This is a genomic window from Sorangium sp. So ce1014 (genome assembly GCF_051521505.1).
Taxonomy (GTDB): domain Bacteria; phylum Myxococcota_A; class Polyangia; order Polyangiales; family Polyangiaceae; genus Sorangium.
Genome location: NZ_CP150356.1, coordinates 2,739,114 through 2,754,155, shown reverse-complemented (window position 1 = coordinate 2,754,155; position 15,042 = coordinate 2,739,114). Strand labels below are relative to the sequence as shown.

11 protein-coding genes are annotated in these 15,042 nt (G+C 73.9%); 7 read left to right on the top strand and 4 right to left on the bottom strand.

Going from position 1 to position 15,042, the window contains the following annotated elements; genetic code table 11:
• The first annotated feature begins 132 nt into the window (after positions 1-132).
• Together WME75_RS10605 and WME75_RS10600 are read left to right on the top strand one after the other, a co-directional pair.
• Positions 133-1,731 (top strand): DUF6600 domain-containing protein, encoded by a 1,599-nt coding sequence (locus WME75_RS10605; protein WP_437489375.1) that lies wholly within the window; start codon positions 133-135, stop codon positions 1,729-1,731.
• A gap of 45 nt (positions 1,732-1,776) precedes the next feature.
• Positions 1,777-2,409 (top strand): hypothetical protein, encoded by a 633-nt coding sequence (locus WME75_RS10600; protein WP_437489372.1) that lies wholly within the window; start codon positions 1,777-1,779, stop codon positions 2,407-2,409.
• Positions 2,410-2,469: 60 nt separating this feature from the next.
• Here WME75_RS10600 and WME75_RS10595 read toward each other — a convergent pair whose 3' ends face one another.
• Together WME75_RS10595 and WME75_RS10590 are read right to left on the bottom strand one after the other, a co-directional pair.
• Entirely contained in the window at positions 2,470-4,041 is a 1,572-nt protein-coding gene (locus WME75_RS10595; RefSeq protein WP_437489369.1) for a M16 family metallopeptidase, read from the bottom strand.
• Entirely contained in the window at positions 4,038-5,480 is a 1,443-nt protein-coding gene (locus WME75_RS10590; RefSeq protein ID WP_437489366.1) for a M16 family metallopeptidase, read from the bottom strand. Before WME75_RS10590 ends, WME75_RS10595 begins: the two co-directional genes overlap by 4 nt.
• A 675-nt stretch (positions 5,481-6,155) precedes the next feature.
• On the opposite strand from WME75_RS10590, the gene WME75_RS10585 reads away from it, so the two are divergent.
• Positions 6,156-7,106 carry a hypothetical protein gene (locus WME75_RS10585; RefSeq protein ID WP_437489363.1) on the top strand — a complete coding sequence of 317 codons (951 nt, stop codon included), beginning with the start codon at positions 6,156-6,158 and terminating at the stop codon, positions 7,104-7,106.
• 280 nt (positions 7,107-7,386) lie between these two features.
• Here WME75_RS10585 and WME75_RS10580 read toward each other — a convergent pair whose 3' ends face one another.
• Positions 7,387-7,833 carry a hypothetical protein gene (locus WME75_RS10580; RefSeq protein ID WP_437489360.1) on the bottom strand — a complete coding sequence of 149 codons (447 nt, stop codon included), beginning with the start codon at positions 7,831-7,833 and terminating at the stop codon, positions 7,387-7,389.
• 78 nt (positions 7,834-7,911) lie between these two features.
• Positions 7,912-9,291 (bottom strand): MFS transporter, encoded by a 1,380-nt coding sequence (locus WME75_RS10575; protein ID WP_437489358.1) that lies wholly within the window; start codon positions 9,289-9,291, stop codon positions 7,912-7,914.
• Positions 9,292-9,648: 357 nt separating this feature from the next.
• Here WME75_RS10575 and WME75_RS10570 point away from each other — a divergent pair, with 357 nt between their 5' ends.
• The 4 genes from WME75_RS10570 (at position 9,649) to WME75_RS10555 (ending at position 15,037) form a co-directional block, all read left to right on the top strand.
• Complete coding sequence (locus WME75_RS10570) at positions 9,649-10,920, top strand: hypothetical protein (RefSeq protein ID WP_437489355.1); 1,272 nt, start codon at positions 9,649-9,651, stop codon at positions 10,918-10,920.
• A 133-nt stretch (positions 10,921-11,053) separates the two neighbouring features.
• Positions 11,054-12,295, top strand: coding sequence for a hypothetical protein (locus WME75_RS10565; protein WP_437489352.1), 1,242 nt, complete (start codon positions 11,054-11,056; stop codon positions 12,293-12,295).
• On the top strand, positions 12,296-13,336 hold the full coding sequence (locus tag WME75_RS10560) for a diacylglycerol/lipid kinase family protein (RefSeq protein WP_437489349.1): 1,041 nt from the start codon (positions 12,296-12,298) through the stop codon (positions 13,334-13,336). It begins immediately after the preceding gene.
• Positions 13,337-13,414: 78 nt separating this feature from the next.
• Positions 13,415-15,037 carry a serine/threonine-protein kinase gene (locus WME75_RS10555; RefSeq protein WP_437489346.1) on the top strand — a complete coding sequence of 541 codons (1,623 nt, stop codon included), beginning with the start codon at positions 13,415-13,417 and terminating at the stop codon, positions 15,035-15,037.
• Positions 15,038-15,042 lie beyond the last annotated feature (5 nt).

Below are 15,042 nucleotides of genomic sequence, written 5' to 3'. Positions count from 1 at the left end.
CGGCGCCGAGCTCCGGAACGAGGCTTGCACGGCGCAGTGACTGTTCCGGCGCGCGAGGACGTCTGAAGAGGTCCGAGGACGCCCGAGGCCGGCCCGACCTCTGCCTGGCATCCCTTTCGAGAAGGACCCATCATGCACCCGATGCCTCTCCCCCCGTCCGCTTCCCCTACGCGCCCTGCGCCTGCGGCGTCGGGCATCTTCAGGGCCCGGCTCCGCCGGCTCGGAGGCGCGCTGCCGCTGCTGGCCACGCTGCTCGTCGCGTTGATCGCCGCGCCGCCCCGCGCCGCCGCCCAGGGCCTGCCGCAGGGCTACACGACCGACGAGCCCGCCGCCGCCGGTGAGACCGCGCCTTCACATCCCGTCGAGACCCAGCCGGTCCAGGCCGAGGTCGGCGTGAGCGCAGAGATCGCGGTGGACGCGTACGAGGACACCGACCCGAGCGTCCTTGTCGAATTCCAGGAGCCGCTCGCCCCGTACGGCACCTGGGTCGACGACCCGAGCTACGGCAGGATCTGGGTGCCTTCCGCGGTCGTGGTCGGCCCGGATTTCGCGCCCTACCAGACCGCGGGTCGCTGGGAGCTGACCGACGACGGCGAGTGGATGTGGGTCAGCGACTACGCGTGGGGTCACATCCCGTTCCACTACGGCCGCTGGGTCTGGATCTCCGCCCACGGCTGGTCGTGGATCCCGGGGCGCGTCTACGCCCCGGCGTGGGTGGTCTGGCGCGTCGGCGACTACGGCTACGTCGGCTGGGCGCCGATGCCGCCCACGTATTACTGGAGCAGCGGCGTCGCGCTGTCGCTGTGGACCGTGCCCCCGGCGGCGTACGTCTTCTGCCCGACGACGCACGTGTTCCACCACCACGTCCACCAGCACGTCGTCCGCGATCGCGAGATCGTCCGGCGCATCGCCGCGCACTCGCACACCTACAAGCCGGCGCGGCCGACCGTGAGCCGGACCGGGCGCGACGGCGTCCGCCCGGACGGCAGGCGAGGCGCGGGGCGCTCGGGCTCGCCCCACGGGATCCGCCCTGGCAGCTATCGCCCCGCGTCGCCCTCGCTCGCCGAGGCCGGCGTCCCCTCGTCGTCCGCGCCGAGGCACCGCGGCAAGGCGGATCCTCGCGCCCTCGCCTATGCACGCAAGAGCGCGGCGCCGAGCGCGCGCCCCGCGCCCCCGCCGTCGCGCCGCCCCCTCCTGGCGCCCTCTTCGCCGGTCGGCGACCGGCGCGCGGCGCCCTCGCTGCGCACCCCGAGGGCGCACGACGGCGGCGCTCCGGCCCCCGTCGCCAGGCCCGGTTTTCGGCCGCGCGGCTTCTCCGATGGAGGCGCCCTGCCCCGTGCCGGCGCGAGCGCGCCGCACCGCGCGTCGCCGGCGACCGTCGCGCCCCCGTCGCCTGCCCCCGCTCCGGCGCCGCGGGGGGTCCCAGCGCCGCGCGTCCGCACCACGCCGCGCTTGCACACCGCGCCGCCCGCGCCGCGCGTCCACACCGCGCCGCCCGCGCCGCGCGTCGACACCACGCCGTCCACGCCGTCCACGCCGCGCGCCGTCCCGCACCGGTCGGCGCCGGCGCAACGGCCGCAGGTGATTCCGGCGCCGCAGCAGAGCGCGCCGGCCGCCAAGCCGCGCGCCTTCCCGAGCGCGCCGTCGTCCCCGCGCCCCAGGATCCACATCCCGTCGGGCCCGGCCCCGGGCAGGGCGGCGCCGGCGCCGTCTCGCCCGCGGTCGCGGTAGCGCTTGGTCCACGTCTTGCGATGTCCACGGGCAGGAGCAGATCCGATGACGTTTTTCGCTGACTTCGTGAAGCATCGTTCACTGGGGCTGTGGTCGTTCCTTCTCGTCGCCACGCCCCTCGCGTCGGCCGGCTGCATCGTCGTCGACGAGGACGGCCGCCACGACGACCACCACCAGCAAGACGACTGGGACGACGAGGACGACGAGGACGACAACGCCCCGCCGCCGCCCACGGACGAGCCGAGGCTCGTCGCCCTCGACACGGACGCCGTCCTGAGCAGCGAGCCGGGCGAGGGCGTCGGCATCTTCGTCGAGTACGCGGCCGGCGGGACGTGGAAGCTCTGGACGACCTGCGACACAAACAGCTCCAAGGTCGTCTGCAGCTTCGACCTCTACGCCTCGGTGGACACGTCGTCCGAGCTGTTCGACATCGTGGGGACCGACCTCGAGAAGACGGACGCGACGCGCCTCGTCGACGAGGGCATCGCGTACCTCCACGCCGAGACCGGCTCGGACATCGACGCGATGACGTTCACCACGACCGAGGGCGCCATCGTCCGGCTGGAGGCCTACCTCGACGGCGTCCAGGAGCCTCGTTACGTCTACTGGTTCGGCGACGGCATCCTGCACGAGGGCGCGCCGAGCAACCCGCTCGACTTCGAGCCGACCTCGCCCTGAGGGCGCGGCGACGGCGGCCGCTCCTCCCGCTGCCCGCGCGGCGGGAGGAGCGCGCGCCGCTCAGGGCGCCTTCTTCGGCTGGATCGGCTGCCCCTCGACGTCCCACGCCTCCGGCTCGCCGAGGCCGATCGCCTGGAGCTGCGGCAGGATCTCCTGCCGTGGGCCCACGACCACGAGGGTCGCCTCCTTGGGATCCACCGCCCTCGCCAGCTCCGCGAGGCCGGCGAGCGTCGCCTTCTGCCGCGCCTCGCTCGCGGCGCCGTCGAACGTCTCGGGCAGCTGGAGCCGCGCCAGCGTCCCGAGGCGCTGGGCGGTGCGGTTCGCCGTCTCGTAGGCGGAGACGAGATCCGCGCGGTCGTGCGCCTGCACCTTCGCCAGCTCGTCCCGGGTCAGCCCGGAGTCTGCCATCTTGGCGAGCTCGGCGAGCATCTCCTTCAGGGCGGGTCCGGTCGCCTCGGTGACAACGGACGCCCGGGCCACGAAGACGCCCTGCTGCTTCGTCTCGCTGAACGCCGACGCGGCGCCGTAGGACCAGCCGTGGTCCTCGCGCAGGTTCTGGTTCAAGCGCGACGTGAACGAGCCGCCGAGCGCTGTGTTGATCAGCTGGAGCAGCGGCCGCCGCGGATCGCTCGCGGCGACCCCCTCCCGCACGACCCCGATCACCGACTGCGGCGCCCCCGGGCGGTCGACGAGCACGAGGCGCGGCGGCTTCCAGGCCGGCGCGGCCTGCGCGGCGCCGGCCGGCGCGGCCTTGGCGGCCGGCGCGGCGCCGGCCGGCGCGCCCTTGGCGGCCGGCGCTGCGCCCTTGGCGGACCACGTCCCGAGGTCGCGCGAGATCGCCTGCATCACCTCGTCCCGGGTGATGTCGCCGACCACCGTGATCACCGCGCGATCGGGGCGCCACGCCGTCTTGTAGAACGCCTTGACGGCCGGGAGCCCGATCGACCTGGCGTCCGCGAGCAGGCCCTCGACGGGGTGTCCGTACGGCGTGCCCGGCCCGTAGAGCGCGGCCGTCGAGACGAGCGCCGAGACCCGCGTCGGGTCGTCGCCGCGCTTCCTCAGGTCGTTCTGCCAGAGCTCGCTGACGCGCTTCCACTCCTTCGCCTCGAAGCGCGGGCGCGCGACGACGTCGGCGAGGAGCGTGAACGCCTTGCCGAAGTTCTTCTTCAGCACGGAGAGGGTCGCGAGGCTCCCGTCGGCGCGCGCCCCGACCGAGAGCGTCGCGCCGAGGTCGTTGATCGCGCTGGAGAGCTCGACCGCGCTGCGCTGCCCTGCGCCCTCGTCGAGCATGCTGGCCGTGATGTGGGCGAGGCCCGCCGCGCCCTTCGGATCGTCCGCCGATCCCGACGCGACGGCGACGGACACCGACACGATCGGCAGCGTGTGGCGCTCGAGCAGCCACACCTTCGCGCCGTTCGGCCCGTCGAGCACCACGGGCGCCGGCGGCGTGAACGGCTGCGGCCTGGGCAGCTCCGGCCTGGGCCCGATCGGGTCCGCGGGCTGGGCGGCCGTGGCCGGGGCGCTGGGTCGCGGCGCCTCCGCCCGGGCCGGGGACTGCGCCGGGGCCTTCGGCTCGCAGCCGGCCGCCGCGGCGAGCAGCGCGATCATCGCGCCTGCGTTCCTCGCTCTCATTTCGTCACCGCCTTCTTCGTCTCGTCGCTGCCCTTCGGCACGACCCGCAGGATCACCCGCGCGTCCGGGTCGAGCGTGCTCTTCGCGACCGCCTGCAGCGACGCCGCGGTCGCGTCGCGGTAGCGCTTCAGGTCCTGCTCCACGAACCCGGGCTGGCCCGTCCACGTCTCGTAGCGGTTGAGCATCGAGGCCCGGCCGGCGACCGACTCGAGCGCCGTCACGAAGGCGGTCTCGTACTGGTTCCTGGCGCGGTCGAGCTCCTCGCGGCTCAGCCTTTCGTCGCGCACCCGGGCGAGCTCGGCGTCGATGGCGGCCTCGAGCTTGTCGAGCGGCACGCCCGGCCGCGCGATCGCCTCGACGGTGAACGTCGAGCCGAGATCGCCGGAGCTCTGCAGGGCGCTCACCTCCTGGGCGAGCGCCTTGTCGTAGACGAGGGCCTTGTAGAGGCGGCTCGCCTTGCCCTGCTCGAGCGCCGTGGCGAGGAGGTCGAGCTCGGCGTCGCCCGGCGCGAAGCGCGCGGGGCTGTGCCAGGCCATGACCACCTTGGGGAGGTTCACGTTGTCCTCGATCGTCTGCCGCACGACGCCGCTCAGCTTCACGGGCGGCGGCGTGGGCGCCGCGGGGACCGGCTGCCCCGGGATGCCGCCGAAGTACCGCTCGATGGTGTCGCGCGCCTTCTGCGGATCGAAGTCGCCGGCCACGACAAGGGAGACGTTGTTCGGCACGTACCATCGCCGGAAGAACGCCGTCACGTCGTCGACCGTCGCGGCCTGGAGGTCCTCGTGCGAGCCGATCACCGGGTGGTGGTAGGGGTGTCCTTTCGGGTACATCAGCGAGGGCAGGAGGAGCCCGACCTTGCCGTAGGGCTCGTTCTCGCTGGTCTGGCGGCGCTCGTTCCTCACGACGTCGCGCTGCGCGTTGAGCTTGGGGGCGTCCATGCTGTCGGCGAGGGACGCGAACCTGTCGGCTTCGAGCCAGAGCAGGAGGGGCAGCGCGTGGGCCGGCGCCACCTCGTGGTACGCGGTCCGGTCCTCGCTGGTCCACGCGTTGTTCGAGCCGCCTTCGGCCTCCATCCACGCGTCGAACTGCTTCGTGGGGACGCGGCGCGTGCCCATGAACATGAGGTGCTCGAACAGGTGCGCGAAGCCGGTGCGCCCCGGCTCCTCGAAGCGCGAGCCGACCTTGACCATGAGGTTGAGGGCGACCATCGGCAGCGCGTGATCCTCGTGCAGGATCACGGTGAGGCCGTTCTTGAGGGCGTACTTGGTGAACGGGACGTCGAGCTTGGGCGGCGGCGAGGCGGCGGGCGGCGAGGGCGCAGCTTCGGGCGGCGCTGCCGGTGCGGGCTTCGGTCCGGAGAGAGAGAAGGCCGCAGCCACGGCTGCCAGGAGCGGCCCGGTGGAGCGCGGGAGCGGCGAGTGACGCGCGCGGGTCTGCATGGGCTCGAGGGTTGTGCCGGTCGCGGGTGGGACGCAAGCGGCCGGGAGCATCGACGGCGAGATGCAGCCCACGAGGGCGCCGTTGTCAAGTTGTCACGGAAAGCGGACGCACCGCGGAAGGGAAGCGCGGCCCGAACGGGGGGGACGGCCGGGCTCAAGCTCGAGCGGGCGACGGCCGGGCTCAGGCCGGGCGGGGGACGGCCGGGCTGGCGGGCGCTGCGGGCGTAGGCACCACCCCCGGCCGGTTCTCGACCGGAGATGATGGAGGCACGTGTCCAGATGGCCGGGCGGCGTGTCCAGATGATGGGGGCACGTGTCCAGATGGCCGGGCGGCGTGTCCAGATGCCAGGCGGCGTGTCCAGATGCCAGGCGGCGTGTCCAGATGGCCGGGCCGGGCGCAGCGGTGCCTGGCCGCGGCCCCTGGCCACCGGCGGGCGTTGACGATGGCGCGGGACGCACGTTCACGATGCGCGAAACACGCAGGCTCGCCGGAGGCGAGAACGCGAGGGAGGCGGGCCCCTCGTCGCATTTCCAAATCGTCCGCGCCTGCTGCCCGGAATCCATAACGAGAGCACCTCGGACGGCACAGGGCCGGTCGAGGGTCGAGGTGGAGCGCTGGGGCAGCCGGGCGCAGCGGCCTCTCTCGCCGCGTGCGCCCGGGTGGAGAGCGGTTGAATGGGTCAGTACGACATCGCCTTGCGGCACATCGCGCTGCGCTGCGGCGACGAGCTCGCTCACGGTCTGACGTTGGCATTCGAAGTAGACTCGGTCGCGTGGGTCGAGACGCAGCTGACCGCGCTGGAGCGCAGGATCGACCGGGTCCTCGAGCTCCGCGGCGGCGGTCAGCGGCGCCTCGTGCAGCTGGAGTTCATCGTCGCTCCGGAGAGCGACCTTGCGCTCCGCATGTTCGAGTACGCGGTCCTGCTCGTCCTCTCGCTCCGGGCCGCGGTCGACTCGGGCCGGGGCGCCGGCGCCATTCCCCCGGTGGAGAGCGTGGCCGTCCTCCTCAGCGGGCGCGCGGCGCCGTGGCCCCCCGAGGGCCAGTTCCGGACGAACTGGCCCGAGAGCGAGCGCTTCTGCGGCCAGCGCTTCCGCATCGAGGCCGTCTACCAGCGCAAGGTGGCCGAGCTGATGGCGCGACCGGGCGTGTTCTGGCTCGTCTTCACGCCCCTCGCCGTGGACGCCACGGAGGGCTCGATACGGCAGGTGGTCGAGGAGATCCTCCGCCGTGAGCCCCGCGACGAGCAGCGCGCGGAGCTGTATGCCGTGATGCAGGTGCTGGCGGAGCTGGCCCCATGGGGGCACACTTGGCACAAGGAGATCAGGATGCGAGTACAGGAGCTGGATCAGCAATCGATCCTGGCGAGCGAGACCCTGCGGGAGGTGTTCGAGCAGGGCATCGAGAAGGGCATTGAGAAGGGCATCGAAAGAGGCCGCAGGCGGGGCATCGAGGAGATGCTGCGGGGCGTGCTCGCGCGCAGGCTGCGTCGCGAGCTGAGCGCCGCGGAGCAAGCCGCCGTGGCGAACAGGGCCAGCACCCTGGACGATCCCCTGGCGGCTGCCGCCGTGTTCGAGCTGGACACCGAGGCGCTCCTGGCCTGGCTCCTGGGGCCAGACGCGGAGTGAGCGTGCGCTCAGGCGTCTTCGCCACCGCAAGCAGGTAGGCGCGCGCGGGAGCGCGGACGACCGGAGGGCGCCGGCTGGTCGGATAACACGTCAACCGCTTCGCCTGGCGTGTCAGGAAGCGTGGTGGCGACGGTCGGATGCGGGGTGGGGCGAGCAGGGCGCTCGCTGCGCTTGGGCGTGCCCCGGCGCGCACCTTGCACTGCCGCTGGCGGAACGCGCGCTCACGAGCGCCTCGAGCTAAGGCACCCCCACACGCACCGTCGCCTCGACCAGATCGAGGTCAGGCTCCACCGTCTCGCCGATGGAACGTCACCGGCGGCTGCCCGCGGACGGGCTCGATGTCCAGGAACGATGCGGCGCCGTCCCAGCTCGGGACGAGGCAGCTCCGGCCGCCTGTCAGGCAGCGAGGTGCGTTGTACTGTGCGAAGAAGTCCTCCTGGCTGGCGAAACCTCGCTCCTCCGTGACCAGCCTCGTCGACAAGATCGCGCGATCGCCGATCGTGAGTAGCCAGAGCTGCTCCTCCTGCAGGTCGCCGGGCCTGGCGGCGACGAGGAACCCCAGGGGCGAAGCGTGCTTGTCAAAGGCGAGCAGGCGGGTGATGTGGAGGGCCGGGTCGTTCCCGGCGAGCGGCACCGGCATCTCGCGCCTCGTGCGGCTGACATACACGGCGCCGTCTCGCAGAAAGAAGAACCACGGATCGCCACCAGGCGCCGGCAGGAACGCCATCGCCTGGAAGCACCCCGGGACGACCGGCCTGGCCCCGAGCGACTTGCCCGCGGGCGGCTTCGACGGCAGCGCGAGCAGCTAGTCCCGCGGCACCCAGCGCGACAGGACGACCCCCGGGATCGACGCCGCGAAGGCGATCGCGAAGAACGCCGTGAACCCCACGCCGGCGGCGAGGTAGCCGCTCACGCTGCCGGCGAAGGTCGCGGAGACCGACATGAGCGCCGAGCCGATCGCGAAGTGCGACGACTTGTACCCGTCCACGCAGCGCCGCATCAGGAACACGACGAGCACCGCCGTACCGACGCCGGCGGCGAGCTGCTCGAGCGTGACGAGCGCGATGATCCACGGGAGCGTCGGCCGCGACCACGAGAGCGCGACGTAGAGCAGGATCGCGAGGCTCTGCACGAGCGCGATGGGGAAGATGGTGCGCGCGAGCCCCCACCGCTTGATGAGCACACCGCCGAGGGTCGCGCCGGCGATCGAGGCGACCGTCCCGATCCCGCCCACGTTGCCGCGCGCCGCCGTGTCGAGGCCGAGGCTCTTCAGCAGCGGCGACGACATCGCGAACATGAGCGCGTCCCCCGCCCGGTAGCAGAGGATGAACGCCAGGCTCGACGCGATCCGGGGCTGCCGCAGGAACACCCGGAACGGCTCGACATACCGCCGCAGCCCGGCGGCACCGGGCGTCGCCGCTGCTCCGGACGCCGCCGCAGCTCCAGGCGCCGCCGCAGCTCCGGGCGCAGGCGCAGCCGCCGGGCGCGGCAACCCCACGGCGTGGGCGCCCGCGAGCAGCACGAGCCCGGCCGCCGCGACGGCGAACGACGCGCCGAAGGACGCCCAGCCCGCGAACGCGACAAGCAGCGCGCCCGCGAGCAGCGCGAGCCGGTACGCTCCGACCCGCAACCCGGAGAAGCCAGCCTGCGCGTCCTTGTCGAGCGCCTGCAGATAGAAGCCGTCGACCGCGATGTCGTGCGTCGCCGCGGCGACGGCGACCAGCCCGAACAGCGCGGCGACGAGCCAGAGCGCGCCGCTGTCCGCCGTCGCGGCGAGCCCGAGGAGGATCACCGCGAGCGCGATCTCGGCCCCCAGGAGCCAGCGCCGCGGGCTGCCGTGGAGGTCGACAAGCGGGCTCCAGAGGAACTTGAGGTTCCACGGGAGCCCGTAGAGCGACACGAGGCCGATGATCGGAAGGCTCGCCCCCGCCGCCGTGAAGAACTCCCCCGCCACCTTGTGCGCGATCGCGTAGGGCAGGCCCTCGGCGAAGTAGGTCGACGAGATCCACACGCCCCGGCTCGCTCCCCGCGCGGCCGGGGCTCCGGACGCCACCGCCACGCCGGGCTCCCCCGCCGCACCGGTCGCCCCCGCGGGGGCGCCGCGCCTCGCGGCCTCCGCTCCCTGCTCGGGCAGCGCGACGACAGCGGGCTCGACGGACTTGTGGGATGTGACGGCAGCCTCCACGCCTTCTCCGCGCGTTTTCCGCGCCTTCTCCGCGCCTTCTGCGCACCCTTACACGAGGCGCCCCCGGGCTGAGCAAGTTCCAGGGCGCTCGGGAACGCAGACCACCGCGCCGGGCCGCGCGGACGCCGACGCGAGGGGAAGCCGCGGACTCCATTGCGAGCGACGCTGTGGTATCGGTCCGGCATCTGGTTTAACGGTGATCAGCATGCGACGGGCCTGCGCTCCTTCGGTGTCCCCCTGCCGTGACGGCCGCGACGCCGATCGCGGCGCTCCGTGGCGGGCCGGCCGCGCGGTCGCCCCCGCGCGCGACGCCCTCGCGCCGACCTGCCCATCTCCGGTCTTTCCGAGGGAGCGAGCGTGAACGAGTACACCCGGCGCGAGGAGGTCCGCGCCACCTTCATCGCCTCGGCCATCCTCGTCCTGTGCATCGCCGTGGCGGTCCTCCGGCTCGTGACCGTGGACGGCAGGCTCGTCCTGGACCCGGGCGCGCGGCGGCAGGCAGAGGAATCCGAGGCCCGCCTCGCCCCCGCGCGCGCGTGCGCCCTCGCCGGCGAGAAGCTCATCGTCGAGATCGACCTGTTCAAGAAGGCCGCGAAATCCGCGCGCATGCCCGCCCCGGGCGAGGTGCCCCCGGCGCCGCCGCCGGTCACGAGGACGCGCGCGCAGCGCAACACCCCGCCGCCGCCCAAGCCCAAGGAGCCGGACAAGCAGGGCGCGTGGGCCTCCGCCCAGCCGCTCCACAGGCAGGTCAAGACGCTGGCGGGCTGCCGCGAGGCGACCGAGGCGCTCCTCGGGGCGCGGGTGAGCGCGATCCCCGCCTGGGACGCCATCGTCAAGGCGGCCGCTATCACGCCGCCGGCCGCCGAGGAGGCCGAGCAGTTCGAGGCGGCGAAGCAGCTGCTCTCGCTCCTCGCCGACATCCCCGCCGACAAGGTCGCGCAGGCCACGAAGGACGCCGAGGCCGCCTACAAGGCGGCCGCCGAGCGCGACCGGGAGCGCGCGACCACCGCGGTGGTCCGCGAGCCGCTCCCCCAGGGCGTCTTCTCCCGGCGCGTGGCGGTGAGCGTCGGCGTCGGGCTGACCGTCTGCGCCCTGCTCATCAGCTACCTGGGCGTGCGCGCCGCCTCGATGCGCCGCCTCGCGACGCTGCTGCCGCTGCGCGACGCCGTGCGCAGCGGGCGCCCGGGCATGCAGGCCGCCGAGATCCTGAAGACCGCGGCCGCGTACAACAGCGGCGAGCCCGGCATCGTGATCGGCGCGGCCATCGGCGGGCTCTCCGCCGCGCTCCTCGCCCCGAAGGACGCCGATCTCTTCGTCGCGGGCGTCATGGCCGGCCTCCTCATCGGCCTCGGCGCGCAGTGGGCCTTCCGCCTCGCCATCGGGGCGAGCCGCTGGCGCGCCCGCTCCACCGAGCTCGCCGAGGTCGAGAAGCCGGCCATCCCGATCGTGCTCGTCCTGAGCGGCGTGAAGCCCGGCCTCGAGCCGGAGTTCATCCAGTTCCTCCGCTCGCTGCCCCCCACCGACGCCGCCGCGGCGGTCGAGAAGCTCGCCTCGCAGGCCGAGGAGCGCATCCTCGCCGCCGCCGACGCGGGCGCCGCCTTCCTCCAGGGGAAGCCGCCGCCGGGGTGACGCCCCCTCGAGCAGGGCGCCCCGCCTGCCCCCTGCCCCGTCGCTGAACGCCCGCGCGCCGTCGCGGAGGACAGCGCCGGTGCACCGAGCGCTCGATCCGCACGCCGTTTCATGGAATGGAGGCCGTCCCGACATGAGACATCCTCTGCAGGCCCGCAGGCCCCCCGGGCGATGGGCGCTCCTCTCGCTGCTCGCCGCCACCTGGTGGCTCGCCGCGCCCCCTGCAGCGGCGCAGGACCCGGCCGCCGGGCAGCCCGGCGCGCCGCCGGAGCCCCCGCCCGCCGCGCAGGCCGCCCCGCAGGCCGCCCCGCAGGCCGCCGCCCCGCAGGCCGACAGCGCAACGCAGGCCGACAGCCCGGCGCCGACCGACAGCCCCCCGCCGGCCGACGGCGCGCCGCCGCTGCACGCCGACGGGGCGCCGGCGGCGGACGGAGCCGGCGCAGGCACCCCACCCTCCAGCGCGGGCGGCGCAGGCCAGCGCGTCGAGCGCAGCCCGGCGCGGCGCGACAGGCCGGGGGCGACGAGCAGCCTCTCCGCCCCCTCGAAGAAGCGCCGCGGCGACATCAACCCGTGCATGACGCCCGATCCGGGCTGGGGCGTCTACGACCGGTGGTCCCGCGCGCCCTCGATCGGGCAGATGATCATGCCGCACCGGGGCGGGGTCACGAAGCGCGGCGGCTTCGACGTCCTCATCCACTTCCACGGCCACGAGGCGCTCCGCAAGGAGTTCGTGAAGACGGCCGACGGCGCCGTCCTCGTCGGCATCGATCTGGGGATCGGCTCGGGCGCGTACTCGAGCACGTTCTCGGCGCCCTACGTCTTCGAGCACCTGCTCGACAGCATCGAGCGCGCGGTGGCGAAGAAGACCGGCAAGAAGAAGGTCTACATCCGGAAGCTCGGCCTCTCGGCGTGGAGCGCGGGCTACGGCGCCATCGAGCAGATCCTGCGCCAGAAGGCCGGCAAGCGGGTCGACGCGCTCGTGCTGCTCGACTCGCTGCACGCGGGGTACGCCGACGAGCAGCAGCGCAAGCTCAAGGTCGCGCAGCTCGAGCCGTTCATCGCGTTCGCCCGGCGCGCCGCGGCGGGCGAGGCGTTCATGTTCATGAGCCACTCCTCCATCCTGCCGCCCGGCTACGCGTCGACCGAGGAGACGGCGAGCTTCGTCGTGCAGCAGCTGCGGGGCAAGCCGAGGGGCTCCTCCCGCCGCGACGTGCTCGGCCTCGACATGACCCGGCGCTACGACCGCGGCGACTTCCACCTCCGCGGGTACACCGGCGACGACAAGCCCGACCACTGCGCCCACCTCGGCCTGATGGCGGACGTCATGCGGGTCCACCTCAACCCGCGGTGGAAGACGCCGCGAGGCCGGCGCTAGATGGGCGGCATCGGCGTCATCATCAACCCCCGCTCGCGCCAGAACCAGGGCGATCCCCGCGCGGCCGTCCGGCTCGCGCGCACGCTCGGCGACCACGGCGTGGTCCGCACCGCGCGCACCCGCGAGGACCTCGCCCGGATCGCGGAGGACTTCAGGAAGCTCTCCATCGACGTGCTCGGCATCTCGGGGGGCGACGGCACGAACCACGTCACCATCACCGGCTTCCTCGACGTCTACGAGGACGAGCCGCTGCCGCCGATCGCCTTCCTGCGCGGCGGGACGATGAACACCGTGGCCAACGCCGTCGGCGTCCCCCGCGGGCGCCCCGACGGCCTGCTCGCCGGGCTCATCGCCCGCTACACCGACCGCGGCCGGGACCCGTTGCGCTGGATCGAGCGCCACGTGATGCACATCGGCGCCCACTACGGCTTCATCTTCGGCACCGGCTGCGTCCACGGGTTCATCGCCGAGTACAACCGCAGCGAGGAGCGGAGCGCGCTCTGGGCCGCGAAGGTCCTCGCCCGCGCGAGCGCCGCCGTGCTCCTCAAGACCGACACCCAGGTCGCCGCGCGCTGGGAGGGCCGCGTCCACTTCGAGGACGGCACGGCCTTCCCGGACCGCGATTACCTCGCCGTCGCCGCCGGCACCGTCGACCAGATCGGCCTCGGGTTCCGCCCGTTCCACCGCTACGACGAGCGCCCCGAGAGCTTCCACATGCTGGGCATCCACACCTCCGCGCTCGGCTTCGTCAGGAAGCTGCGCGACATCTGGCGAGCACAGCCGATGGGCGAGGCGCACACGTTCGAGAAGATCGCCCGGCGCGCGGTGCTCGAGGCCCGCTCCGGTGTGGTCCGCTATGTGTGCGACGGCGACGTGCACGAGCACGTGGGCCCGCTCACGGTGCGCATCGGCCCGCGGGTAAAGATCCTCGTGGAGCATAAATCCGGCCATCGCCCTGTCTCAGCTCGTCGCACGTTGCACGACGTGTGGGCTCCCGGCGGGGGGGCGCGCGCCGGCGCTGACCGCGCTCCCCTGCGCTGACCGCGCGCTGCTCTGCGCGCGCGGTCAGCGCGAGACCATGGCTGTGGGAGGCCAGCAAAGTTAGAATACCCTCGCTCCATGTCGCCGCGCTCAACCTCCGCGCCCGCACCATCGACGGGCTCGACGCTGCGGGCTGAGGGCGCGAGCCGCTCCTCCCCTTCCTCTGCGGCCTTCCCGCGCGGCAGCGCTCCCGACTCGGAGGACCCGGAGTCGCTCGATCTGGCGCTCCTGTCGTCGCTCCGGCAAGCCAGCGCGCCGTCGCCCGGCGCGGGGCGGTCGACGCGGCGCACCTACCGCGAGGGCGACGTGATCGGCGGCAAGTACCGGCTGCGCTACGTCCTCGGCGAGGGCGGCATGGGGATGGTGTGGCTGGCCCACAACGACGTGCTGAACATCGACGTCGCGCTCAAGTTCATCCGGCGCGAGGTCACCTCGACCGAGGCGACGCTCCGCCTCCAGCAGGAGGCGCGCGCCGCGGCGCGGATCGATCACCCCTCGATCGTCCGGGTGCTCGACTTCGGGGAGTCCGATCACCTCGATCCGTACATCGTGATGGAGGTCCTCCGCGGCGAGCAGCTGGTCGAGGCGATCGAGCGCAGGAAGCGCTTCTCGCCCGCGGTCGCGCTCCGCATCCTGCTGCCGATCGCGAGCGCCCTCGCCGCGGCGCACGACCGCAGGATCGTCCACCGCGATCTCAAGCCAGAGAACATCTTCCTCGTGAAGAACGATCGCGGGGACGTCACCCCCAAGATCGTCGACTTCGGCATCGCCAAGGTGTGGAGCGAGACCGCGGGCGGCGACGTGACCAAGGCGGGTACGGTGCTCGGCAGCCCCGACTACATGTCGCCCGAGCAGGCGCGCGGCATCACCGACGTCGACGGGCAGACCGACATCTGGGCCTTCTCCGTGGTGCTCTACGAGACGATCACGGGCCAGAGGCCGTTCCTCGGCGGCAACTACCACGAGCTCGTGGCGGCGATCCTCGTCAAGGATCCGGCGCCGATCACCGAGCTCGGGGTCGGCGACGCGACGCTGTGGGGCATCATCGAGCGCGGGCTCGCGAAGGAGCGCCGGGAGCGATGGCGGACCATGCGCGACATGGGCGTGGCGCTCGCGCGGTGGGCGACCGAACACGGGGTCGAGGAGGACGTGGCCGGGACGTCGATCGCCGTCCACTGGCTGAGCGACGGCGGCCAGCGGCGCCTGTCCGAGCGGCCGCCCGCGCGCGCGTCGGCGAGCGGCGCGGACGTGGAGACGGCCGTGCGCGAGGAGAGCGCGCGCGCGGGCGGCGGCCGGCGGCGCGCCGCCGTCCTCGCGCTGGCGGCGGTCGCGGCGGTCGCGGCGCTCGTGACGATCGGCCTCGCGCTGTTCTCCCTGCGCACCGAGACCGCGCGGGACGCCGGCGCCGCGCCGCCCCCGGCGGCGCCGCCCGCCGCGCCGCGCGACCCGTCCGCGCCCGCCGCGACCGCGCCGCTGCCCGGACAGGGCGCCGGGAGCCAGGGCCACGCCGGGCCGGAGCGCTCGACCAAAGCGCCGCCCGCAACCGGCGAGCCGCGCCGCGGGCCCGCGGATAGCGGCGCCGCCGAGCGGGAGCCCGCGGCGGCTCCCCGGAACCCGGGCGCGCGACGGAGCGCGGTCCCGCGGACGAGCTCGAAGACCCCTGGCGCTGCCCTGCCGGTCCCGGCTCGGCCGAACTTCTGAAGCCG